This is a genomic window from Kribbella sp. CA-247076 (genome assembly GCF_050942445.1).
Classification (GTDB): Bacteria; Actinomycetota; Actinomycetes; order Propionibacteriales; family Kribbellaceae; genus Kribbella.
The window spans coordinates 7,185,862-7,207,650 of record NZ_CP192051.1 but is presented as its reverse complement, the minus strand read 5'-3'; the positions used below and the strand labels follow the sequence as shown (position 1 = coordinate 7,207,650).

Genomic DNA, 21,789 nt, shown 5'->3' with positions numbered 1-21,789 from the left:
CGGCGGGAGAGGAGGCGTCGGATGAGCACGAAGGACTGGCTCGAGAAGGACTTCTACAAGGTTCTCGGCGTCTCCAAAACCGCCGACTCCGACGAGATCAAGAAGGCCTACCGCAAGCTGGCGCGCAAGTACCACCCGGACTCCAACGCCGGCGACGCGACCGCGGAGGCGAAGTTCAAGGAGGTCTCCGAGGCGTACGACGTCGTCGGCGACCCGAAGAAGCGCAAGGAGTACGACGAGGCCCGGCGGCTGTTCGGCAGCGGTGGCTTCCGGATGCCGGGCAGCGGCGGTGGGCAGGGCGGCTTCAACTTCGACGTCGGTGACCTGTTCAACCGCGGCGGGGCCGGCGGCGCCGGTGGTGGTCTGGGCGACATCCTCGGCGGCATGTTCGGCGGTGGCGGCCGGACCACGACCACCTCGTCGACGGCGCGGCCGCGGCGCGGTGCCGACATCGAGACCGAGGCGACGATCGAGTTCGCCGAGGCCGTGAACGGTGTCACCGTCGCGCTCCGGATGACCAGCGACGAGCCGTGCAAGACGTGTCGTGGCACGGGTGCGAAGTACGGCACGGTCCCCAAGGTCTGCCTCAAGTGCGAGGGCACGGGTATGCAGACCTCGGTCCAGGGCGGCGTGTTCGCCATGACCGAGCCGTGCACCGAGTGCAAGGGGCGCGGTCTGGTCGTCGACGAGCCGTGCGAGACCTGCCACGGCTCCGGCCGCGGCCAGTCGAGCAAGACCATGCAGGTGCGCATCCCGGCGGGTGTGCAGGACAACCAGCGGATCCGGCTCAAGGGCAAGGGCGCGGCCGGCGAACGGGGTGGCCCCGCGGGCGACCTCTACGTCACCGTGCACGTCCGGCCGCACCGGATCTTCGGCCGTCAGGGCGAGCACCTGACGCTGAACGTCCCGGTGAGCTTCACCGAGGCGGCGCTGGGCGCGGAGATCAAGGTGCCGACCCTGGACGGCCTGCCCGTCACGGTCCGGATCCCGGCCGGTACGGCGAACGGCAGCAAGCTGCGCGTCCGCGGCAAGGGGTCGGTCCGCCGGGACGGCACCAAGGGCGATCTGCTGCTCACCATCGAGGTGCAGGTCCCGCACGAGCTGAGCGACGAGCAGCGCGCCAAGCTGCAGGAGTTCAGCACCGCGTCGGACCAGCCGGACCTGCGGGCCGGGTTGTTCGGGAGCTCGTGATGGGCATCCCGTTCAGCCAGGTGCCGACCTGGGACGACCGCACCCCGATCTACGTGATCTCGGTGGCGGCCCAGCTGGCCGGCATGCACCCGCAGACCCTGCGCCAGTACGACCGGCTCGGCCTCGTGGTGCCGAGCCGGGCGTCCGGCCGGGGCCGGCGGTACTCGGCGTACGACGTGGCGAAGCTGAGGTACGTGCAGCATTTGTCACAGGAGGAAGGCATCAACCTCGCGGGAATCCGGCACATCCTCGCGCTACAGTCGGAAGTGGAAGACCTGCGCAAGCGGGTCAACCAACTGCTGGCCGAGGTCCAGCGCGGGGTCGGTGCCTCCCGGCGGAGCGCCGGCAGCCGCGTCTTCTCGGCCGGTCCGGCCGGTGACGTGATCGCCATGGGCCGGCAGCAGACCACCACCCGCTGGATCAGGACCCAGCCCTTGGAGCTCGGTCCCCGCTGACAGCGGCCGGCCTGCGTCCCACCGGACGCAGGCCACCCCTGAACTTGGCTCGGCCGCATCGTGCCGAGCCCATCGACCCGGAGGTGTCCGCCCCCCTCGGACCCTCCGGTGAGTGGAGGCTGTCGTCCCCCCGACGCCTCCACCGCCGAAGGCGCGCCTCCCCCCGGCGCCCTTCGGCCCCCGCAGGGTGGTCCGACCCCAGGACCACCCTGCGGTTCTCGTTGTGGGCCCGTACCCCTGCGGTTCTCGTTGTCGGCCCGTACCCCTGCAGGTCTCGTTGGGCGCCCGGCCTACCCTGGCAGGGTGACGCTGAGCCTGCAGACCGACCGGTTGCTGATCCGCGACTGGGTCGAGGACGACGCTGAAGCCGCGCTGGAGATCTACGGATCCGCCGACGTGGCCCCCTGGCTCTCACCGGCCATGGACAAGGTTTCCGACGTACCGACCATGCGGGCGATCCTGCGCGCCTGGATCGAGGCCCAGCCGAACTTCGTGCCACCGGCCGGCCGGTGGGCGGTCACCCGCCGCGAGGACGGCGAGGTGGTCGGCGGGCTGCTGATCCGGCTGCTCCCGCCGTACGAGGAGGACCTCGAGATCGGCTGGCAGCTGCGGCCGAGCGCCTGGGGCCACGGGTACGCGACCGAGGCGAGCAAGGCGCTGATGCGGTGGGCGTTCAAGGAGGGCGCGATCGACGAACTGTTCGCCGTCGCCCGCCCACACAACGAGCGCGCGATCGCCACGGCTCGCCGCCTGGGCATGGAGTGGGTCGGCGAGACCGACAAGTACTACGACCTGACGCTGCAGGTCTACCGAATCCGACTCCCCGAACTGCAAGCGTGAGCCGACCGGCCCAGCGCCGCCAGTAGGCGGTCCTCCTCGCGGTGCCGAGCGACCAACTGCAACCCGACCGGCAACCCCGACCGCGCAAACCCGGCAGGCAAACTCACGGCCGGATGCCCGCTGAGATTGAACGCCCACGTGAGCGCCACACTCAGCACGTCCCCCGGACCGTCGTGCCCGTGCGGCAGGTTCGGCGTCGTCGGCGTGGCAATGACGTCAACCACGGCGAAGACTTCGCGCAGCCGGTCGTCGTTCGCCTGCCGTACGCCGGTGCCGTCTGCCCTGCCCGCCCGAACAAGCATCCAGGCCGCAGCCGGATCGCGTATCTCGACCGGGACTTCCACGGCCTCGAAGGTGTCGTGGGCCAGCAGTTTCATCAACGCCGTCCGGGCGATCGACGCCACCTCCGGGTCGGTGTCGGCGAAACCGAGGTCAGGGGACCAGGTCACGCGGAGGATTGGCGGTGGTTGGGCGTCGGTGCCGGTCATCACGGACAGGTACAGGCGGAGGTCGTCGAGGTTTCGGGCGATCGCGCCGCCGACCGCGAGGCCGGTCCGGTCGGCGGTCGGGATCGAGCCGTTCGTGGGCTTCAGGCCGGGTACTGCGCACCACGCGGCCGGGATGCGGATCGATCCGGCGCCGTCGGTGCCGGTCGCCAACGGCACCATCGAGGCCGCCACCGCCACGGCTGAGCCGGCCGAGGAACCGCCGGGGACGACATCGCGGTTCCAGGGGTTGAGCGTCGGCCCGCGGTCGGTCTGTCCCCAGGTTTGCCAGGCGGTCCCGGGTCCCGGAGTGGCCGTCGTACCGATCGGGATCGCCCCGGCCGCGACCAGCGGACCGACGTACGCCGTACCTCCATGCTTGACCGCGATCGGCACACCGAGCAGCGGCCGTCCGAGCCGTGCGGTCGGCTCCCGGTCGATCGCAGCCGCAGCCGCCCGCGCCCGCTCCGCCCACACCTGCCGGAACGCCCGGAGCCAGACATCCGCCTCCCGAATCCGCCCCAACGCCGCCTCGATCACCTCCCCAGCCGACACCTCCCGCCGCCCGACCGCCCCAGCCAACTCCGCCGCCGACCACTGCTCATACTCCGCAACCTTCACGCTACCCAGCGTGCCTGGTGGGTGGGGTTGCCCTGAATCTTCCCGGAGAAAATCTCAGAGTTGAGTGGAATGGACTCAAGTTTGGATAGGTTGTGTCCAGTGACTGTTGTTGATTGAGATCGAAAGGCTGGAACCAGATGGACGTTCAGCGGTTGACGACGCTGGCCCGGGAAACCCTGTCGGTCGCGATCCGTCAGACCTCCGCGGCGGGCAACCCGACCGTGGAACCCATTCACCTGCTCTCCGCGCTGCTGGCGCAGCCGGAGGGGACCACGCTGGGTCTCCTCGAGGCCGCCGGCGCCGACGTCGACGCCGTCCGGCGGCGGACCGCGGAGTTTCTCGCCCGCCTGCCCAAGGCGAGCGGCGGGAGCGTGCAGGCGCCGAGCCTGTCCCCGAAGACCAGCGACATACTGAACCAGGCTGAGCAGCGGGCTCTCGGGCTCGGGGACGAGTACGTCTCCACCGAGCACCTGCTGATCTCGCTGGCCACCGTCGAGGGCAACGCGAAGACCGTGCTGGGCGTGACCCCGGACGCGCTGCTGCAGGCGTTCGACCAGCTCCGCGGCAACCGCCGGATCACCTCGCCGGAGGCCGAGGGCACCACCAAGACACTGGAGAAGTACGGCGTCGATCTCACCGAGCGCGCCAAGGACGGCAAGCTCGACCCGGTGATCGGCCGCGACTCGGAGATCCGCCGGGTCGTCCAGGTGCTGTCCCGGCGTACCAAGAACAACCCGGTCCTGATCGGTGAGCCCGGCGTCGGCAAGACCGCCGTCGTGGAGGGCCTGGCCCAGCGGATCGTGGCCGGCGACGTGCCCGAGTCGCTGCGCGGCCGGCGGCTGATCAGCCTCGACCTCGGCGCGATGGTCGCGGGAGCGAAGTACCGCGGTGAGTTCGAGGAGCGGCTCAAGGCGGTGCTGACCGAGATCAAGGAGTCTGACGGCCAGATCATCACGTTCATCGACGAGTTGCACACCGTCGTCGGCGCCGGCGCCACCGGTGACAGCTCGATGGACGCCGGCAACATGCTGAAGCCGATGCTGGCCCGCGGCGAGCTGCGGATGATCGGCGCCACCACCCTGGACGAGTACCGGACCCGGATCGAGAAGGACCCCGCGCTGGAGCGCCGCTTCCAGCAGGTGTTCGTCGGCGAGCCCTCGGTCGAGGACTCGATCGCGATCCTGCGCGGTCTCAAGGAGCGCTACGAGGCGCACCACAAGGTCGCCATCTCCGACAGTGCCCTGGTCGCCGCCGCGACGCTGTCCCACCGCTACATCTCCGGCCGTCAGCTGCCGGACAAGGCGATCGACCTGGTCGACGAGGCCGCGTCCCGGCTGCGGATGGAGATCGACTCGTCCCCGGTCGAGATCGACTCGCTCCGGCGTACCGTCGACCGGCTGAAGATGGAGGAGCTCGCGCTGTCGCGGGAGGACGACCCGTCCAGCCAGGAGCGGCTCGAGCGGCTGCGCGCCGACCTCGCCGACCGCGAGGAGGAGCTGCGCGCGCTGGAGTCCCGCTGGGAGCGGGAGAAGTCCGGCCTGAACCGGGTCGGTGAGGTCAAGGAGCGGATCGACGAGCTCCGCGGCCAGGCCGAACGCGCCCAGCGCGACGGCGACCTGGAGACCGCGTCCCGGCTGCTGTACGGCGAGATCCCGCAGCTCACCAAGGAGCTCGAGGAGGCCGACGCCGAGGAGGAGACCACCGAGGGCCCGGAGGCGATGGTCAACGAGGAGGTCGGCCCGACCGAGATCGCCGAGGTGATCGCGATGTGGACCGGCATCCCGACCGGCCGGCTGCTCGAGGGCGAGACCGGCAAACTGCTCCGGATGGAGGACGAGCTCGGCCGCCGGCTGATCGGTCAGCGCGAGGCGGTCAAGGCCGTGAGCGACGCCGTACGGCGGGCGCGCGCGGGCATCTCCGACCCGGACCGGCCGACCGGCTCGTTCCTGTTCCTCGGTCCGACCGGTGTCGGCAAGACCGAGCTGGCGAAGGCGCTCGCGGACTTCCTGTTCGACGACGAGCGCGCCATGGTCCGGATCGACATGTCGGAGTACAGCGAGAAGCACAGCGTCTCGCGGCTGGTCGGCGCCCCGCCCGGCTACGTCGGGTACGACGAGGGTGGCCAGCTCACCGAGGCCGTCCGCCGGCGCCCGTACTCGGTGATCCTGCTCGACGAGGTGGAGAAGGCGCACCCCGAGGTCTTCGACATCCTGCTGCAGGTGCTGGACGACGGCCGGCTGACCGACGGCCAGGGTCGTACGGTCGACTTCCGCAACGTCATCCTGATCCTGACCAGCAACCTCGGCTCGGCGTACCTGGCCGACGTCACGCTGGACGACAACGTCAAGCGTGACCAGGTGATGGCCGTCGTACGGCAGTCGTTCAAGCCGGAGTTCATCAACCGGCTGGACGAGATCGTGCTGTTCGACGCCCTGGGCAGCGAGGAGCTGACCCAGATCGTCGCCCTGCAGATCACCGCCCTGCAGCGCCGCCTGACCGACCGCCGGATCACACTGGCCGTCGACGAGGGCGCGATGGAGTGGCTCGCGCTGACCGGCTACGACCCGGTGTACGGCGCGCGTCCGCTCCGCCGGCTGGTGCAGTCCGCGATCGGCGACGAGCTGGCCCGTGGACTGCTGGACGGCTCGATCCGCGACGGCGACACCGTGAACGTCACCCTCAACGAGGCCAAGGACGCCCTGGACGTGGCCGCGGCCTGACCTTCAGGAACCGGGCCCCGCGGATCGCGGGGCCCGGACCTTTTACCCTCACCCCTTCATCCTTCGCGGCCGTGCGTACGTCGGATGGGTCCGGGAGAATGGGGAAGTGACGAATCAGCGCGCCGACTGGGTGAACACCACGCACGACTGGGCCGGGACGGTCGACCAGGAGCATCTGGAGCTCGTGCGCTCGGATGCTGAGCGGTTCGCGGCCGGCGGCCTGCTCCACTTGGTGCTGGAAGTCATCGCCTACCCGTCGGACGAGGCCGAATCCGCCGGCCGGCGCGGCACCTGCACGATCACCCTGCACAACGACGGCTCGGTCGCGATCGAGGACGACGGGCGGGGGACCGACACCCGGCTCGACGAACACGGTCAGCCGATTCGCAAGCCGATCATGGCTACCCAAGACCTCCGCTTCTTCGCCGACCCCGCGAGCCCGCTCCTGCCGGACGGTCATCCCCGGCGCGGGATGTCGGTGGTCGCGGCGCTCAGCTCGTGGCTCGTGCACACGAACCGCCGCCGCAACGGTTCCTGGACCCAGCGCTACGAGTACGGCGTCCCGGTCACCGACTTGAAACCGCTCGACCCCACGCCATCGACCGGGACCACGGTCCACTTCCGTCCCGACCCGGCGTACCTGACCGGTGCCAGGCTCTCCGCCGACTCGCTTCGGCCGTTTCTGAACTTTCCCCACCTCGACCTGCGTGTCGTCGGCTGAGGGGTGCGGTTTGGGGGATCTGGCAGGATCGGGGGTGACCTGGTGGAAGGAACCCTGCAGGGCATGACCGAACAACCCGGCAACAACCCCGGCGACGACCGCCCCGCGCCATACCCAGGCACCTTCGGCTCCTCCGGCGGCAGCCCAGGTCCACCCCCGCCCGCCTCCCAACCGCCCAGCTCACCTCAGCCTGGCCCGCACTCGCCCGGCTCGTACGGCGACCCGCGGAATGCGTACGGTGACCCGCGGAACACGTATGCGCCCGGGGCGTACAGCGGCGCGTTCGGCGCCAACCTCCCTGCGGACGCCCCACCGCCCAAGCAGGTGACCGTGGCCGCGGTGATCTCCATCGGACTCGGCGCCCTGTGCCTGCTCCTCGCCGGCCTCGCCCTCACCTCCGCGGGCGAACAGATCGCCGAGATCGTCACCGGCTCCAAGGACGCCCAGGGCACCGTCGTCGCCGTGGTCCTGGCCTGCGCCGCGGCGTACATCCTCCCGGCGATCTACCTGCGCAAGGCCCGCCCCTGGGCGCGCTACATGCTCATCGGCGTCGCCGCGATCGGCATCGCCGGCGGCCTGATGGCCCTCCCCAACAGCATCCTCGGCCTCGCCATCCACGCCACCCTCCTCCTCCTCATGCTCCAACCCCCCACCAAACACTGGTTCCACCCCCGCTGACCCCAGCCTCTCGAACCAACCCCGCCGGCCATCTGCCCCGAGATGCCCCACGCTGCCCCACCGAGCCTGTGGATGGCGCGACGCCCTGCGGTGAGATTTCCTGAACAATCCAGCAGATGTGCCGGAACCCGTCGCCACCCACCACCGACTTCACCTTGTCCGCCTGGGTGGACGAGTCGGTCATCGTCGGCGGCCCGCTGCATGCGGACGGCTGCTACACGTTGGCCGCGGCGGTGACCGACACCGCCGCAGCGGACGGCATGCGCGACGTGTTGCGCGACTTGACGTTGTTCAAGGCAGGACGGCTGCACTGGGTCGACGAGTCGGCCAAGCGTCGCGATCACATCATCGCGTCAGTGGCAGCCCTGGATCTGGCTGCGGTGGTCACCGTCGGATCGCCGGTGCACCGGGCGAAGCAGGAGCGCGCCAGGCGGTGCTGTCTCGAACGGCTGCTTTACGAGTTGGGTCTGATGGGCGTCACCGACGTCTGCCTGGAGTCCCGCACCGCGACGCCGGACCGGCGCGACCTCCGGTTGGTCGACAGTGCGCGGGACAAGGGCCTGATGCCGAAGGGGCTCAAGGTCGGATTCGCTCGCCCGCGGGACGAGCCGATGTTGTGGATCGCGGACGCCGTGGCCGGCGCGGTGACGGCGTCGAGGCTCGGCGAGCCGCGGTGGCTGGTGGTGATGACCGAGATTCTCACCCAGCACGAGGTCGACGTGCGCTAGAAAGCGCGAAAGCTGGGTCCCATCCTCCGGTGGGGGTCCCAGCTTCACTTCTCTCCAAGCAGCGCCTGGGGAGCTAGGGACAGTATGCCACAGGTGTCTGGTGGTGCCGTCAGAGTTTTTGGAGGCGGGTTAGGGCTTCTTGGAGGAGGGTGGGTTGTTTGCAGAAGGCCCAGCGGACCAGGGGGCGGCCGGCTTCGGTGTTGTCGTAGAAGACCTGGTGGGGGATGGCGACGACGCCGGTGCGTTCGGGGAGCATGCGGCAGAACTCGATGCCGTCGGTGTGGCCGAGGGGGCGGATGTCGGTGGTGACGAAGTAGGTGCCTTCGGGCCGGTGGACGCCGAAGCCGAGCTGCTCGAGGCCGTCGCAGAGGAGGTCGCGGCGGGACTGCAGGTCGGCGCGCAGGGCGTCGTAGTAGTCGTTGCCCAGGGCAAGTGCTCCGGCGACGGCCGGCTGGAAGGGGGCGCCGGAGGTGAAGGTGAGGAACTGCTTGGCCGTGGTCACCGCGGTGACGACCTCCGGGGTGCCGGTGACCCAGCCGATCTTCCAGCCGGTGACGGCGAAGGTCTTGCCGGCGCTGCTGATCGAGACGGTGCGTTCGGCCATCCCGTCGTACGACGCCAGCGGGCGGTGCGGGCGTCCGTCGTACGCGAGGTGTTCGTAGACCTCGTCGGTGATGACGACCAGGTCGTGCTCGACGGCGACCGCGCTGATGCCGCGGAGCTCGTCGTCGGTGAGGACGGTGCCGGTCGGGTTGTGCGGGGAGTTGATCAGCAGGACCTTGGTGCGCGGCGTGACCGCGGCGCGGAGCTCGTCGAGGTCGAGGCGGAAGTCCGGGGCGCGCAGGGTGACCGGGACGCGCCGGCCGCCGGCGAAGGCGATGCCGGCCGCGTAGGAGTCGTAGTACGGCTCGAGCGCGATCACCTCGTCGCCGGGCTCGACGTACGCGAGCAGGGCGGCGGCGACAGCCTCGGTGGCGCCGGTGGTGACGAGGACCTCGGTGTCGGGGTCGTACGACAGGTCGTAGAAGCGCTTCTGGTGGTCGGCGATCGCCTGCCGCAGCGCCGGTACGCCGCGACCCGGTGGGTACTGGTTGGCGCCGGCCCGGATCGCGCTGATCGCGTCCTCGAGCAGCGAGTCCGGACCGTCGCGGTCCGGGAAGCCCTGGCCGAGGTTGACCGAGTTGGTCGCCACCGCGCGGGCCGACATCTCGGCGAAGATCGTGGTCCCGAGCCCGGTCAGCCGCTGAGCGTGTTCGCGCATGCCCCCGACCCTAACCCGTCCGGCGGCGGTCCTCGCCCGAACCGCGAACTCGGGCGAGGACCGGTCGCGACGCCTACTCGCGGAGCGGCCTAGGCCTCCGGGTGCAGGTCCGCACCCCTACTTGCGGAAGGTCTTGGCGTGCGCCTTGTCGCAGCCACCCCAGTAGATGACCCGGTTGGCCGGGTTGCTGGCCCACTCGCCCTGGCAGAGGTAGCCCTCGAGCAGCGTGTTCTCGTCGTACTGCGAGAGGTTGCACGTCGTCCCCGGGCCGTCGGCGCCGCCGTGGTCCCAGCAGGCGTAGCCGTTGCTGACGCCCGGGCGGTGCACGAACAGCAGCAGCGACTTGTCGTTGACCTCCTGGTCGTCCACCTTGATCACGTTGCCGGAGTCGGTGTAGCTGGCGGTGCCGATGTTGTTGCCGCCTGCCCGCTCCCACAACCAGGTCACGGCGGCCTGGGCCTGGGTGGTGCCGAGCAGGACCAGGGCCACGGAGCCGGCCAGTACGACGGCGGCACGCTTCATCATTCGCATCACGGTCATCCCTTCACTGAGACTCGCCGGACCCGGGCGGTGGGTCCGGTCGGGCCTCAGCGTCGCCGGGAGGACGACTCGGCCGCGAATCCGTTGCAGGTTCCTGCAACCGGGTCGTCGAGCAGGGCCTGCCTGCGCGCGTACCGGACACCGGCGGCGAACCGGGTGCCGACCTCGAACGCCTCCATCAACCGGGCGACCTCGTAGCGCACCGTCCGGACGCTGAGACCGAGGCGGTCCGCGATCTCGTCGTCGGTCAGACCGTCCTCGAGCTGCTGGGCGATCACGTGCTGGCGGGCGGTGAGGTCGCCGGTGCGGTCGCGGAACTCGCAGGCGCGGACGGCGGTGTCGCGGACGGCCTTCAGGTACTGGCGGGTGGCGTTCACCGCCTCGGTGCCACGCATCAGCATGAGACTCCGCCGGTCCTCCACGAGCGGTCCTTCGACCATCACGCGTTCGCCGTCGAACAGCTTGACCTGCATGGTGCCGCAGGCGAGGTAGTACGGCATGTCGTCGGCGGCGATGATGAAGTGGCGGAGCTGGTTGGAGGAGGCGCTGGCGTCGAAGAAGCTCGTCATCCGGACGCCGCGCTCGACCAGCGACCGGTTGAAGCGGTGGGCGGGTACGAACTGTTCGAGCGTCTGGCCGCGCGTGGTGGTGACGGCGACCAGTTCCTCGCAGCTCTTCAGCTGCGCCTGGATCCAGTCGCGCAGGCTGACCACGTCGGTGCCGAACACGTGCACGTCCGCGGTTCCGCGCCCCGCCGCCCACTCGTCGCAGTGCCGTGCCCGCACCAGCTGGAGCCGGAGCGAGGCGTCCAGGACGACCTGCCGGCTGTGAAAGGTTTCGCGACTCATCCCACCCCCGTGGCGATCAGACCCTGAGGTCGGATCTTCTCATGTACGGCGGGTCACCGCAGCGACACGATCAGCTCCACGGCGACGGGGGTGGCGGGGGTACGACGGGCGGGCGGTCCTCGCACCAGGTCGCGCCGTCCCAGCCGCCGTCGTTGCCGGACAGCAGTCGGACGTCGAACTCCGGCGTACCGTCGAACTGGAACGTGCCGCAGTTGTTCACGAACGGCGCGCCGACGTTGCGGGCGTCGACGTTCTCGAACGTCGCCCAGCCGCCGACCCGGGCGTTGACCACGTTGGTTCCGGTGCCGTCGACCTTGATGTTGCTCACAGCAACGTTCTCGATCGCGTACTGGTCCTTGACCGGCCAGTCGACGACGAACAGCAGGGCGTTGTACGTCGAGTCCAGGAACGAGCTGTCGCGGATCTCGATCCGGCCCGACATCGTGGACTGCAACGCGTACAGCCAGATCGCGCCGAGCCCGAGGTTCCAGTTGAGGTCGCGTGGACCGCCGCGGACAGTGGTGTTCCGGGCGAACGTTAGCGTGCCCTCGAACGGGGTGGAGTTGAACCGCGAGCCGGCGTGCAGCGTGCTGCCCTCGCGGATCGGGTCGGCGACCAGGTTGTCGGTGACCGCGTTGTCGCGACCGCCGTAGATGGCGATGTTGTTCGCCAGTACGGGCGTCTGCACGGTGTTGTGGTCGTAGACGTTGTCGTGGTTGACCAGCCCGTCCGGGTTGGTCTCCGACCACATCGCGAGCCCGTCGTCACCGCTGTTGCGGACGAAGTTGTTGGTCGCCCGGACGTTGGAGACGCCGAGGTGCAGGTTCATCCCGTCGGCGATCGCGTCGGTGATGATGTTGTTGCGGATCAGCAGCCCGTCCATCGGGCCGTCCAGCCAGATGCCGACCTTGGTGCGGTGCAGGTAGAGGTTCTCGATGACCGAGCCGCCGCCGATCGCCCCGCCGATCCCGTTCACCTGGTCGGTGTCGATGCGTTCGCGGACGTCGCTCTCGATCGCGAAGTCGGCCAGGTGGACCCGGGTGCTGCCGCCGTCGGCGGCGTACTTGCCGTAGAAGCCGGGAGCGCTGTGGACCGACTTGTCCGGCGCGGGCTCGGGGAGCGGCAGGACCTTGCCCTTGATGATCGTCCACCAGTTGCCGGCGCCGCGGACGGTCACCTGGTCGACGATGATGTGCCGGTTGACCTGATACGTGCCGGGCGGCAGGTAGACCGACCAGCCGAGCTTCTTGGCCGCCGCGATCGTCCGCTCGATCGCCGGCGCCGCATCGCGCCGCCCGGTCGGGTCGGCTCCGAACCACTGCACCGACAGGGACTTCCGCGGTTGCTGCTTCGGCGCCCCGACCAACTCGAAGTCGGCGACGTCCAGCACGTACCAGGCAGCCGGTGTGTGCCGCGGTACGGCGAACCGGACCCGGTCGCCGGCGTGATACGTCCGGCCGAGCAGCAGGCGTTGCTCGTCGTAGAAGTGGTTCGGCCGGAACGGCTTGGCGACCGGGTCCGGCTCGGGCTTCCACCATCCCGGGATCGGGTCGACGTTCGGGTCGTTCGAGAACGGATACATCCCGTAGAGCCAGGCGTACTCCGAGGTCAGCGTCATCGTCCGCCGGTGCTTGCCGTTGACCGTTACGTCGAGCGGAGCCTGGATACCGCCGCCCGCGGGCGCGTCCGGGATGCTGTAGCGCAGGGTCAACGCGTTCGCGGGCTCGGTCAGTGTGAACTCGACGTACTGCTTGGACGTCAGCCGCACGGCGGTTCGTCCGGAAGCCTCGGCGGGAAGCGTGTAGGCCTCGCGACTCGGTCCGATCTTTTCGCCAGTGTGAAAGGCGTTTTCAGCCTCCTGCTCGACGAACGCGACGTCCGCGCCGCGTCCCGCGACCAGGGCGGGGTCGAGGCCGGCGCGGGTGATCCGTGGCGCCGGGCGGGCGGCCTCGGCGGAAAGTGGGAGAACCGTTCCGAGAAGAGCGGTCGTCAGGGCGACGGCAACCAGGCGCTGGGACATTGGCGGATCCCCTCCAGACGAACAACCGGCGCCTGGAGAGTATGCAGCCGAGCATCTGTGCGCAAGATCTCGACAGCGCTGAGAAATTTCTTGTCAGTCCGACGGCGGGTCCACTTGCGGTTCCGGGCGGAGGGCGCGGAGCCAGAGCTCGGTCTGGGCGATGTGGGCGGAGGCGGCGGTCGCCGCGGCGGCCGGGTCGCGGCGGGAGATGGCCGACAGGATGGCGCGGTGGCCGCGGTCGCTGGTCTGTTTGATCGCGTCGAAGTCCGCGCCCGGCTCGAAGATCCGGTAGTGGCCGCCGCGGCCGCGGATCACGCCGGTGAGCGCGGTGACCGTCGGATTCCCGCCCGCCGCACAGATCGCGCCGTGGAACTCGGCGTCCAGGTGCTGGATCTCGGTCGCGTCGGTGGTCGCCTCGAGCCGGTCGAGGATCTCGCTCAGCCGCTTCCCCAGCCCGGGCTCCTGCCGGGCGGCGGCCGCGGCGGTCGCGTGTGCTTCGAGCACCCGGCGTACCTCCATCAACTGGAGCACGCCTTCGAGCGGGATCAGCTCGACCGACAGCGAGAACCGGCTGATGATCTCGGCCGGGTCGAGCGCCGAGACGTACGTGCCGGAACCGTGCCGGGACTCGATCACGCCGAGTGCCGCCAGCGACCGGACCGCCTCCCGCAACGAACTGCGGGACACGCCGAGGTGGTCGCACAGCTCGGGCTCGGGCGGGAACTTCGCTCCCGGCCCGAGCTCGCCGGACGCGATCATCTGCCGCAGGCCGGCCAGCGCGTTGTCCGTGGCTGCCATGTCGCCACCTCCTCCATCTCCCGGCACAGGGTAAGTCCTCAGATGACTTGGCATGAAGACCTTGTCGTTTCCGCACAACGATCGCTAGGGTTCGAGGAACGGTCGACCGATTCATCAGATGTCAGTCCCATGTCATCTGCGCTGTCCCCTGGCTTGCATCCCCTGAGGAGAAGTGCCGTGCCCCACCGACCACGCACGATGTTCGCATCCCTGACCGCGGCCGCCACGGCCGCCGCGCTGCTGCTCACGGCCTGCGGACCCGGCCCGGCCGAGAAGGCCCAGGGCCAGGTCACGCTGCAGATGGTCGAGAGCCTGACCAACCCGACCCGGACCACGCTGCTGAAGAAGCTGATCGCCGACTTCGAGGCGAAGAACTCCGGCGTCAAGGTGCAGCTGATCTCGCCGCCGACCAACCAGGCGGACCAGAAGATCCAGCAGATGCTGCAGTCCGGCAAGGGCGTCGACGTCCTCGAGGTCCGCGACACCACCGTCGGCCCGTTCTCGACCAACAAGTGGATCTACGACATGGCGCCCGACCTGAAGGGCTGGGACGGCTTGCAGGCGCTCACCCCGAACGCGCTGAAGGTCGCCCAGGAGGGCGGCAAGTCGTACATGGTCCCGTACGGCTTCTACGGCCTGTCGTTGTTCTACCGCAAGGACCTGGTCCAGCAGGCCGGCTACAGCGGCCCGCCGAAGAGCTGGACGGAGATGATCGAGCAGGCGAAGAAGATCAACAACCCGTCGAAGAACGTCTACGGCTACTCGTTCCGCGGCGGACTCGGCGGTGGCGGCAACGCGATCGCGATCATCTCCGGCTATGTGATCGACGAGATCAACCGGGACAACGCGTTCAAGCTGACCAACGGCAAGACGATCTTCTCGTCGCCGAAGGCGGTCGACGCGCTCACGCAGTACGTCGACCTGTTCAAGAACGCCTCGCCGCCGTCGTCGGTGAGCTGGGGCTACCCGGAGATGGTGCAGGGCTTCACCTCCGGGACGACCGGCTTCCTGCTGCAGGACCCCGAGGTGATCGCGACCGTCAAGCAGTCCAAGACGATCAAGGAGGACCAGTGGGGCACGGCGCCGCTGCCCGTCGGCCCGACCGGCAAGGCCGCACAGCCGCTCGCGAACGCGGGCTGGGGTGTCGCGCAGGGCAGTGAACACAAGAAGGAGGCGGTGGAACTGGTGAAGTTCCTGACCTCCGGCGACGCCGCGATGACGTTCTCCAAGGAGAACAGCCTGGTCCCGATCCTGAAGTCGGCCGCCGAGGACCCGTTCTTCAAGGACGGCCCGTGGGCGTCGTACGTGGCGATGAACGAGTCGCCCGACACCTACATCGTGGTCACCCAGCCGCGCGGTGTGCCCTGGTCGACGGAGTGGGGCAACAAGTCCGACGCCGACGTCCAGAAGCTGATCACCGGGAAGGCGCAGCCGGCCGAGATCCTGAAGGACTGGGACGCGTACTGGACCAAGAAGTGGGCCGGGAACTGAACAGATGTCCTTGACCACCACTGATCAGGCGAGATCGGCACCGGCCGGAGCGGGGAACCGTCCCCGCCCGGCCGGTGGCCGGCGGCGGTTCACCGGCCGGACGGCGCTGGTGCTGTTCGCCTTCATGCTGCCGGCGCTCGTGTTCGTCGGGCTGTTCACGTACTACCCGCTGCTCAGCGGCATCCAGATGGCCTTCCGGAACTACAATCTGAACGACCTGTCGGACACCTCGTGGGTCGGCCTGGACAACTTCCGCGCCCTGCTGGACGACGAGTTGTTCCGCGGCACGGTGAAGAACTCCGTCGTCTGGGTGGTCGGATCGCTCGTTCCGCAGTTCCTCATCGGCTTCACGATGGCGATGTGGCTGCGCCGGAGGTTCCGCTTCCGCGGGGCCTACCAGGCGCTGGTGTTCTTCCCCTGGGCGGTGTCCGGGTTCCTGATCGGCATCCTGTTCCGCTGGATGTTCAACGGCGAGTTCGGCGTGGTCAACGACCTGCTGATGAAGACGCAGCTGATCGACGCCCCGGTGCCGTGGCTCGCGGACGCGCGGTACGCGATGTTCTCCGTCATCGTCGCGAACGTCTGGTACGGCGTGACGTTCTTCGCGATCATGATCCTCGCCGCCCTGCAGGGCGTCCCGGAGGAGCTGTACGAGTCGGCCGCGATCGACGGCGCCGGCAAGGTCCGGACGCTGTTCAGCATCACCATCCCGTCGATCCGGACGACGCTCGCGCTGACCGTGCTGCTGCGGGTGATCTGGATCTTCAACTCGCCCGAGCTCATCTTCGGCATGACCGGCGGCGGTCCGGCGAACGAGACGCACATCGTCACCTCGCACATGATCCAGGTGACCCAGGAGGGTGACTACGGCCGCGCGTCCGCGATGGGGGTGATGGTCGTGTTCGTGCTGATGCTGTTCGCGGTCTTCTACCTGCTGGCGATCCGACCACGTAAGGGGCTCGCATGATCCGCTCGGAGACCCTGGCCGGCCGGATCGTGAAGTTCGGCGGGCTCGGCCTCTGCCTGGTCTTCACGGTGTTCCCGCTGTACTGGATCCTGATCACGTCCTTCAAGGAGCCGGGCACGATCTTCGCCTATCCGTTGAGGTACTGGCCGGACACCTGGTCGCTGGAGAACTACCGCGGCCTGTTCGACCAGTCGAACTTCGGGGTCTTCGTCGGCAACAGCCTGATCGTGTCCACGGTCGCGGCAGCCCTGGCCACGGTGGTCTCGCTGCTGTCGGCGTACGTGCTGGCGCGGTTCGAGTTCGTCTCCAAGGGCGCGGTGATGGGCGCGTTCCTGGTGACGCAGATGATCCCCGGGTTCATCGCGCTCGGCTCGCTCTACATCCTGATGACCCGGCTCTACCTGGTCGACAACCGCTGGGGCCTGGTCCTGGTGTACGTCGCGATGTCGATCCCGCTGTGCACGGTGATGCTGCGCGGGTTCTTCGAGAACGTGCCGGCCTCGCTCGAGGAGGCCGCGATGGTGGACGGATGCTCGCGGCTGTCCGCGTTGTTCCGCGTGCTGGTGCCGGTGATGACGCCGGGGATCGCGGCGTCGTACATCTTCAACTTCGTCAACTGCTGGAACGAGTTGTTCCTGTCGGTGACGCTGCTGAACAGCGACAGCAACAAGACCATCCCGGCCGCGCTGAACGGCTTCATCAGCAGCTACAACATCGACTGGGGCTCGATGTCGGCCGCCGCCGTCCTCAGCATCGTGCCGACGATGGTCCTGTTCGCGGTCGCCAGCCGCTACATCGTCGAGGGCCTGACCGCCGGCGCTGTCAAGGAGTGAAGGAAGGCGGGCAGGTCCCACACCTGCCACTGCCGGTCGCCGACCTGCTGGTACGGCGTCCCGCCCGGAGCCGACGCCTCCGGCGGGCCGCCGACCAGGACCGTCGCCATCCCGCGGGCGAACGGGACCTCGAGGTTGACCGGCAGGTCGTCAAACATCGCGGCCCGGCCGGGGTCGACGCCGAAGCGGGTGAGGAACGCGTCGAAGCTCTCCTCGTACGGCTTCGGCACCAGGTCGCCGGCGAGGATGTCGAAGATTCCGTCGAAGCACGCGGTCAGTCCGAGCTGCCGGAGCGCCTGCTCGGCGTGGTACGCCGACCCGTTCGTGTAGACGTACCGGCGACCCGGTAAGGCCCGGAGGGCCGCGGCGAGGTCCGGGTTGGGGATCAGCACGGTGTAGTCGATCCGCCGTTCGAAGCTGAGGAACTCGTGCGGGTCGATGTCGCGGGTGGTCATCGCGCCGCGCAGCGACGTCCCGTACTGCGCGACCAGCTCGGCCTGGATCCGGCGGGCGTCGACGACGTCGGTGCCGTACAGCGTGGCCACCGAGGAGAGGATGCCGTGGGTCAGCTGCTCGGCCAGCGCCGAGCCGGCGGGGTAGAGCGTGTTGTCGAGATCCAGCACCCAGGTGTCGATGTCCGCCAGCACGCGTCCAGAGTAGTGACAGACTGGTGCTGTCATCGACGGGAGGACGGGACACGTGGCGACTGCGCTCATCACCGGGCCGGCGACCGGGATCGGACGGGCGTTCGCGGACAAGCTGGCGCTGGAAGGGTACGACCTGGTGCTGGTGTCGCGGGACGAGGCGCGGCTGAAGGAGACGGCCGCCGAGCTCACCCGCCTGCACGGGGTGGCCTGCGAGGTGCTCGTGGCCGACCTGACCGATCCCGACGACCTCGCCCGGGTCGAGGAACGGTTCCGCACCGGGCCGATCGAGGTCCTGGTCAACAACGCCGGCTTCGGTCAGAAGAAGCCGTTCTCGGCGAACCCGGTCGACGTGGAGGAGAAGCAGTTCGACCTGCTCGTGCGCGTCGTGCTGCGGCTGACGCACGCCGCCGTACTGCCGATGATCGAGCGCGGGTCGGGCGCGGTGATCAACGTGTCGTCGATCGCGGGCTTCCTGCACCGCGGCCGGTACAGCGCGCACAAGGCGTGGGTGACCACCTTCTCGGCCGGGCTCGCGATCGAGCTGCACTCCAAGGGCGTCGCGGTGATGGCGCTGTGCCCGGGGCTGGTGCACACCGAGTTCCACGACCGGATGGGGATGGACAAGTCGATCATCCCGTCGTTCCTGTGGCTGGACGCGACCGACCTCGTCGACGCCGCCTGGAAGGACCTGATGCGCGGCAAGTCGATCTCGGTCCCGAGCCTGCGCTACAAGGTCCTCGCCGCCGCCGCGCGCTACACCCCCCGCACACTCCTCGCCCGGGTCTCCACCATCGGCCTCGACGGTCGCCGGCGCGGCTGACGCATCACAGTCCAACCAAATCGCGTGTGCCGGCGTCAAAACGTGCACATCGAGGGGGAAAGGTTGGAGACATGTACGGACGGGGAATGCGGCGGGCGACCGCCGCTGCGGGGCTGATCGTGGCGGCCCTGGGTTTGGTGGCCTGCGGCAACGAGGACGGCGGGACGCCGGCGGGCAACGCGGTGAGCAGCCCCAGTACGACGCCCAGCGCGTCGCCGAGTGTGTTGCCGGGTGAGTCGACCGGTACGTCGGCCGGCCCGACGCCGGAGCGGTCGGTTCCGGAGCCGGTGAAGACGCCGACGATGGCGCCGACACCGACCACGCAGCCGGCGTCGGTGCGACTGCGGACGTCGATGCTGCTGACCGGGAGCGAGGTCGCGAAGGCGGATCCCGGCCGCGGCTGGATCGCCACCACAGCGTCCGCGGACCCGATCTGCGGTCCGTCGTCGACGCGCGGCAACGGGGTCCGCGGCAGCCTGAACCGCAACTTCACCACCGAGCTGGACGCGTCCGGCGGCCAGTGGGTCACCCGGTACGACGACGTCCGCGCGGCCAAGGCGGCGTACGCGAAGATCGTCGCGACCATCAAGTCGTGCAAGGCGCTCGATCCCGCGCCGACGCACGCACGCAAGCTGACGGAGAACCGGACGCTGCCGCTCGGCGACGCGACCGCGATCCTGCGCTGGTACGACTACCCGCTCCCGTCCGATCCGGGCAGCGAGCCGGGTGGCTTCCCGTACGCCGTGACGCGTGAGGGCACCGTGGTCTCGGTGCTCGCGTTCCGCGAGATGGGCGACGGGGTCAAGCCGGCCAACTTCGAGAAGCTCGCCCGCGCCGCGGGCGCTCGGCTGGGCTGAGTCTGCGGCGGAGCCGAGTCAGAGCTTCTCCGCGACCTCGGTCAGGACGGCGAGGGTCGCGGTGACGAGCGGGTGATCGGCCCGGCTCTGGCGGACGGCGGCGTACACGCGGCGGGTGGGCACCGGCTCGGTCAGCGGGCGGGTGACGGCAAGCGCGGGGACGGCGAGGCGGGGGACCAGGGAGACGCCGCCGCCCGCCGCGACCAAGGCGGCGACCGCGTGGAAGTCGTCGGACTGGTGGACGACGCGGGGCTCGAAACCGGCCTGTTCGCAGGCCAGCAGGACGACGTCGCGGATCGGGTTGCCCGGCGACGGCATCACCCAGTCGTCACCGGCCAGCACCGTCAGCTCGATCTGGTCGGCCGCGGCTGCTCCGGTGCTCGCGGTGCTCGGGGTGCTCGCGGTGCCCGGACTGCTCGCGGCCGCCGTGGCGCCGGTGGCGGCCGTTGCGGCCGGGTGGGTCGGCGGGAGGACGGCGACGAACGGCTCGGCGTACAAGGGGATCCGGACCAGGCGATGATCGTCCGGGCGGGGGGAACCGCGGTGCTCGACGGCGATCGCGATGTCGGCGTCGCCGTCGAGCAACTGCGTGATGCCCTGATGGCCCTCGGCGTCGCGGATGACGAGGTCGAGGCCGGGACTCGTCTCCCGGAGCCTGGCCAGGGCGGGGGCGACGAGCAGGCTGATCGCGGTCGAGAAGGCGGTGATCCGGACCTCGCCGACGACGCCGTTCGCGTGCAGCCGCATCGCGTCCTCGGCCCGTTCGACCTCGGTCAGGATCGTGTCGGTGTGGGCGAGCAGCAGGCGGCCGGCCGAGGTGATGGCGACCCGGCGGCCGCGGCGCTCGAGCAGCTCCTGGCCGACCTCGGACTCCAGGGCCGCCAGCTGCTGCGAGACCGCCGAGGGCGTCAGGTGCAGCACCTCGGCGGCCGCGGTCACGGTGCCGTGATCAGCAAGCGCGCGCAGCACCCGCAACCTTCGTACCTCGATCACGGACCTCAGCTTCGCACAGCTCCTGCCCGGCACCGGTCACCAGCGCCAACGCCGGCCGCGCCTCCACCGGAGCGGGCTGCGGTTGCGCGGTCCGGCTGCGGAGCAGACGGCGTACGGCGCGGATCGGGTGGCGGCGGGGGCGGCGCGGCGCCTGCGGGATGATCGGTGCGTTCGGGAAGGCCGAGTGGGTCTCCTCGTGGATGGTCTTGAGCACGTTGTAGGGGACGTAGATCACGGTGTTTCCTTTCGTCCCTTCGACGGTAGGAACTCACCCCGTCATGCGTCCAATGAAAACTTCTCGCAGAGTTGATGTGTTTGGTGCATGATCGAGGGATGGAACTGCGCCAGCTCAGATCGTTCGTCGTGGTCGCCGAGGAGATGAACGTCGGCCGGGCCGCCACCCGGCTGCATCTCACCCAGCCGTCGCTCAGCCGGCAGATCGCCGCCCTCGAGCACGACCTGGGGGTCGAGCTGTTCGCCCGGGTGAAGCGCCGGTTCGTGCTGACCGCCGCCGGGGCGAGCTTCCTCGCCGACGCGCAGGACCTGCTGCGGAGATCGGACGAGGCCGTCCGTACGGCGCAGCGGACGCAGCGCGGTGAGCTCGGCACGCTGCGGTTGCGGTTCGTCCAGTCGGCCACGTTCGAGGTGCTGCCGCGACTGCTCAGCACGTTCCGGCAGGCGTACCCGGAGGTCGTGCTCGACCTGGAGAGCATCACCACCATCCGGCAGACCGAGGCGTTGCGCGACGGCCGGATCGACGTCGGCCTGATGCGCCCGACCACGCCGGAGGGCGCGCGCGCGACGGCCGCCCGCACCGAAGGCCTGCTCACCCGGGTGGTGTCGAACGACCCGCTCGTGGTGGTCCTCCCGGCGCGACACCGGTTGGTACGACGCAAGCGGATCCGGCTCGCGGAGCTGGCCGACGACCCGTTCGTCTTCTACACCCGGGCGAGCGGTCCCGCCGTTCACGACTCGCTCGTCGGCTACTGCCGGGCGGCCGGGTACACGCCCCGGATCGAGCAGGAGGCGGCCGACGTCCAGACGATCGTCTCCCTGGTCGCGGCCGGCCTCGGCGTCTCCCTGCTCATCGGCCCGACCCCGCCGACCAACCCCGACGCGGTCGTCTACCGCGAGTTGTCCGACGACCTACCACCCTGGCAACTCTCCGCAGCCTGGTCCCCCGACAACCGCTCACCAGTGCTGGCCCGCTTCCTGGACCAGCTCTGACCCCCGCTCCGGCTCGGCCTGCGGTCCGAAGGGCGGGTGGGGAGGTGT

At 69.7% G+C, this 21,789-nt stretch carries 22 protein-coding genes; 13 read left to right on the top strand and 9 right to left on the bottom strand.

Annotated elements, in window-relative coordinates; translation table 11 throughout:
• Positions 1-21 precede the first annotated feature (21 nt).
• From dnaJ to ACQPYZ_RS34415, 3 genes are all read left to right on the top strand, one after another.
• A complete protein-coding gene (gene dnaJ / locus ACQPYZ_RS34425) occupies positions 22-1,191 on the top strand; it encodes a molecular chaperone DnaJ (protein ID WP_433163378.1) in 1,170 nt (389 codons plus the stop codon).
• On the top strand, positions 1,191-1,646 hold the full coding sequence (locus ACQPYZ_RS34420) for a heat shock protein transcriptional repressor HspR (protein ID WP_433163376.1): 456 nt from the start codon (positions 1,191-1,193) through the stop codon (positions 1,644-1,646). Before dnaJ ends, ACQPYZ_RS34420 begins: the two co-directional genes overlap by 1 nt.
• 303 nt (positions 1,647-1,949) lie before the next feature.
• Complete coding sequence (locus ACQPYZ_RS34415) at positions 1,950-2,486, top strand: GNAT family N-acetyltransferase (RefSeq protein WP_433163374.1); 537 nt, start codon at positions 1,950-1,952, stop codon at positions 2,484-2,486.
• Here the strand turns inward: ACQPYZ_RS34415 and ACQPYZ_RS34410 are convergent.
• Positions 2,453-3,592 carry an amidase gene (locus ACQPYZ_RS34410; RefSeq protein WP_433163372.1) on the bottom strand — a complete coding sequence of 380 codons (1,140 nt, stop codon included), beginning with the start codon at positions 3,590-3,592 and terminating at the stop codon, positions 2,453-2,455. The genes ACQPYZ_RS34415 and ACQPYZ_RS34410 overlap by 34 nt on opposite strands.
• A 137-nt stretch (positions 3,593-3,729) precedes the next feature.
• Between ACQPYZ_RS34410 and clpB the strand changes: the two genes are divergently transcribed.
• The 4 genes from clpB to ACQPYZ_RS34390 all read left to right on the top strand — a co-directional run bounded on the left by clpB (position 3,730) and on the right by ACQPYZ_RS34390 (position 8,439).
• Complete coding sequence (gene clpB, locus ACQPYZ_RS34405; RefSeq protein ID WP_433163370.1) at positions 3,730-6,312, top strand: ATP-dependent chaperone ClpB; 2,583 nt, start codon at positions 3,730-3,732, stop codon at positions 6,310-6,312.
• A 106-nt stretch (positions 6,313-6,418) separates the two neighbouring features.
• The gene (locus tag ACQPYZ_RS34400) at positions 6,419-7,033 is read left to right on the top strand and encodes a hypothetical protein (protein ID WP_433163369.1); all 615 of its coding nucleotides are present in this window, start codon (positions 6,419-6,421) and stop codon (positions 7,031-7,033) included.
• Positions 7,034-7,096: 63 nt separating this feature from the next.
• The gene (locus ACQPYZ_RS34395; protein ID WP_433163367.1) at positions 7,097-7,711 is read left to right on the top strand and encodes a hypothetical protein; all 615 of its coding nucleotides are present in this window, start codon (positions 7,097-7,099) and stop codon (positions 7,709-7,711) included.
• A 116-nt stretch (positions 7,712-7,827) separates the two neighbouring features.
• On the top strand, positions 7,828-8,439 hold the full coding sequence (locus ACQPYZ_RS34390; protein ID WP_433163365.1) for a hypothetical protein: 612 nt from the start codon (positions 7,828-7,830) through the stop codon (positions 8,437-8,439).
• Between the two features lie 109 nt (positions 8,440-8,548).
• Here ACQPYZ_RS34390 and ACQPYZ_RS34385 read toward each other — a convergent pair whose 3' ends face one another.
• From ACQPYZ_RS34385 to ACQPYZ_RS34365, 5 genes are all read right to left on the bottom strand, one after another.
• A complete protein-coding gene (locus ACQPYZ_RS34385) occupies positions 8,549-9,700 on the bottom strand; it encodes a pyridoxal phosphate-dependent aminotransferase (RefSeq protein WP_433163364.1) in 1,152 nt (383 codons plus the stop codon).
• Between the two features lie 117 nt (positions 9,701-9,817).
• Positions 9,818-10,240 (bottom strand): hypothetical protein, encoded by a 423-nt coding sequence (locus ACQPYZ_RS34380; RefSeq protein ID WP_433163362.1) that lies wholly within the window; start codon positions 10,238-10,240, stop codon positions 9,818-9,820.
• A 47-nt stretch (positions 10,241-10,287) separates the two neighbouring features.
• Positions 10,288-11,088, bottom strand: coding sequence for a response regulator transcription factor (locus tag ACQPYZ_RS34375; protein WP_433163360.1), 801 nt, complete (start codon positions 11,086-11,088; stop codon positions 10,288-10,290).
• Positions 11,089-11,158: 70 nt separating this feature from the next.
• Positions 11,159-13,108, bottom strand: coding sequence for a glycosyl hydrolase family 28-related protein (locus ACQPYZ_RS34370; RefSeq protein WP_433163358.1), 1,950 nt, complete (start codon positions 13,106-13,108; stop codon positions 11,159-11,161).
• Positions 13,109-13,201: 93 nt separating this feature from the next.
• The gene (locus ACQPYZ_RS34365; protein ID WP_433163357.1) at positions 13,202-13,906 is read right to left on the bottom strand and encodes a FadR/GntR family transcriptional regulator; all 705 of its coding nucleotides are present in this window, start codon (positions 13,904-13,906) and stop codon (positions 13,202-13,204) included.
• A 177-nt stretch (positions 13,907-14,083) separates the two neighbouring features.
• Between ACQPYZ_RS34365 and ACQPYZ_RS34360 the strand changes: the two genes are divergently transcribed.
• From ACQPYZ_RS34360 to ACQPYZ_RS34350, 3 genes are read left to right on the top strand one after another with little or no spacing between them, the layout of a single operon-like run.
• Complete coding sequence (locus ACQPYZ_RS34360) at positions 14,084-15,397, top strand: ABC transporter substrate-binding protein (RefSeq protein ID WP_433163355.1); 1,314 nt, start codon at positions 14,084-14,086, stop codon at positions 15,395-15,397.
• A 4-nt stretch (positions 15,398-15,401) separates the two neighbouring features.
• On the top strand, positions 15,402-16,364 hold the full coding sequence (locus ACQPYZ_RS34355; RefSeq protein WP_433163353.1) for a carbohydrate ABC transporter permease: 963 nt from the start codon (positions 15,402-15,404) through the stop codon (positions 16,362-16,364).
• Complete coding sequence (locus ACQPYZ_RS34350) at positions 16,361-17,197, top strand: carbohydrate ABC transporter permease (RefSeq protein ID WP_433163351.1); 837 nt, start codon at positions 16,361-16,363, stop codon at positions 17,195-17,197. Before ACQPYZ_RS34355 ends, ACQPYZ_RS34350 begins: the two co-directional genes overlap by 4 nt.
• Here ACQPYZ_RS34350 and ACQPYZ_RS34345 read toward each other — a convergent pair.
• Positions 17,155-17,844: a pyrimidine 5'-nucleotidase gene (locus ACQPYZ_RS34345; RefSeq protein WP_433163349.1), complete on the bottom strand. Its 690-nt coding sequence runs from the start codon at positions 17,842-17,844 to the stop codon at positions 17,155-17,157. The two genes, ACQPYZ_RS34350 and ACQPYZ_RS34345, sit on opposite strands and share 43 nt — an antisense overlap.
• Before the next feature lie 52 nt (positions 17,845-17,896).
• On the opposite strand from ACQPYZ_RS34345, the gene ACQPYZ_RS34340 reads away from it, so the two are divergent.
• Both ACQPYZ_RS34340 and ACQPYZ_RS34335 read left to right on the top strand, forming a co-directional pair.
• Entirely contained in the window at positions 17,897-18,664 is a 768-nt protein-coding gene (locus ACQPYZ_RS34340; RefSeq protein ID WP_433163347.1) for an SDR family NAD(P)-dependent oxidoreductase, read from the top strand.
• A gap of 71 nt (positions 18,665-18,735) precedes the next feature.
• Positions 18,736-19,521, top strand: a complete 786-nt coding sequence (locus ACQPYZ_RS34335; protein WP_433163345.1) for a hypothetical protein — start codon at positions 18,736-18,738, stop codon at positions 19,519-19,521.
• Between the two features lie 18 nt (positions 19,522-19,539).
• Here ACQPYZ_RS34335 and ACQPYZ_RS34330 read toward each other — a convergent pair whose 3' ends face one another.
• On the bottom strand, positions 19,540-20,514 hold the full coding sequence (locus ACQPYZ_RS34330; protein WP_433163343.1) for a LysR family transcriptional regulator: 975 nt from the start codon (positions 20,512-20,514) through the stop codon (positions 19,540-19,542).
• The gene (locus tag ACQPYZ_RS34325; RefSeq protein ID WP_433163342.1) at positions 20,471-20,749 is read right to left on the bottom strand and encodes a hypothetical protein; all 279 of its coding nucleotides are present in this window, start codon (positions 20,747-20,749) and stop codon (positions 20,471-20,473) included. The genes ACQPYZ_RS34330 and ACQPYZ_RS34325 overlap by 44 nt, the downstream gene beginning before the upstream one ends.
• A 98-nt stretch (positions 20,750-20,847) precedes the next feature.
• On the opposite strand from ACQPYZ_RS34325, the gene ACQPYZ_RS34320 reads away from it, so the two are divergent.
• A complete protein-coding gene (locus tag ACQPYZ_RS34320) occupies positions 20,848-21,741 on the top strand; it encodes a LysR family transcriptional regulator (RefSeq protein ID WP_433163340.1) in 894 nt (297 codons plus the stop codon).
• Positions 21,742-21,789: the final 48 nt, after the last annotated feature.

What these genes read in the sequence shown, in the direction of transcription:
- dnaJ (WP_433163378.1), top strand. Translation starts at nt 22, where the DNA reads ATGAGCACGAAGGACTGGCTCGAGAAGGACTTCTACAAGGTTCTCGGC.
- ACQPYZ_RS34420 (WP_433163376.1), top strand. Translation starts at nt 1,191, where the DNA reads ATGGGCATCCCGTTCAGCCAGGTGCCGACCTGGGACGACCGCACCCCG.
- clpB (WP_433163370.1), top strand. Translation starts at nt 3,730, where the DNA reads ATGGACGTTCAGCGGTTGACGACGCTGGCCCGGGAAACCCTGTCGGTC.
- ACQPYZ_RS34395 (WP_433163367.1), top strand. Translation starts at nt 7,097, where the DNA reads ATGACCGAACAACCCGGCAACAACCCCGGCGACGACCGCCCCGCGCCA.
- ACQPYZ_RS34390 (WP_433163365.1), top strand. Translation starts at nt 7,828, where the DNA reads ATGTGCCGGAACCCGTCGCCACCCACCACCGACTTCACCTTGTCCGCC.
- ACQPYZ_RS34385 (WP_433163364.1), bottom strand. Translation starts at nt 9,700, where the DNA reads ATGCGCGAACACGCTCAGCGGCTGACCGGGCTCGGGACCACGATCTTC.
- ACQPYZ_RS34380 (WP_433163362.1), bottom strand. Translation starts at nt 10,240, where the DNA reads ATGACCGTGATGCGAATGATGAAGCGTGCCGCCGTCGTACTGGCCGGC.
- ACQPYZ_RS34375 (WP_433163360.1), bottom strand. Translation starts at nt 11,088, where the DNA reads ATGAGTCGCGAAACCTTTCACAGCCGGCAGGTCGTCCTGGACGCCTCG.
- ACQPYZ_RS34370 (WP_433163358.1), bottom strand. Translation starts at nt 13,108, where the DNA reads ATGTCCCAGCGCCTGGTTGCCGTCGCCCTGACGACCGCTCTTCTCGGA.
- ACQPYZ_RS34365 (WP_433163357.1), bottom strand. Translation starts at nt 13,906, where the DNA reads ATGGCAGCCACGGACAACGCGCTGGCCGGCCTGCGGCAGATGATCGCG.
- ACQPYZ_RS34355 (WP_433163353.1), top strand. Translation starts at nt 15,402, where the DNA reads ATGTCCTTGACCACCACTGATCAGGCGAGATCGGCACCGGCCGGAGCG.
- ACQPYZ_RS34350 (WP_433163351.1), top strand. Translation starts at nt 16,361, where the DNA reads ATGATCCGCTCGGAGACCCTGGCCGGCCGGATCGTGAAGTTCGGCGGG.
- ACQPYZ_RS34335 (WP_433163345.1), top strand. Translation starts at nt 18,736, where the DNA reads ATGTACGGACGGGGAATGCGGCGGGCGACCGCCGCTGCGGGGCTGATC.
- ACQPYZ_RS34320 (WP_433163340.1), top strand. Translation starts at nt 20,848, where the DNA reads ATGGAACTGCGCCAGCTCAGATCGTTCGTCGTGGTCGCCGAGGAGATG.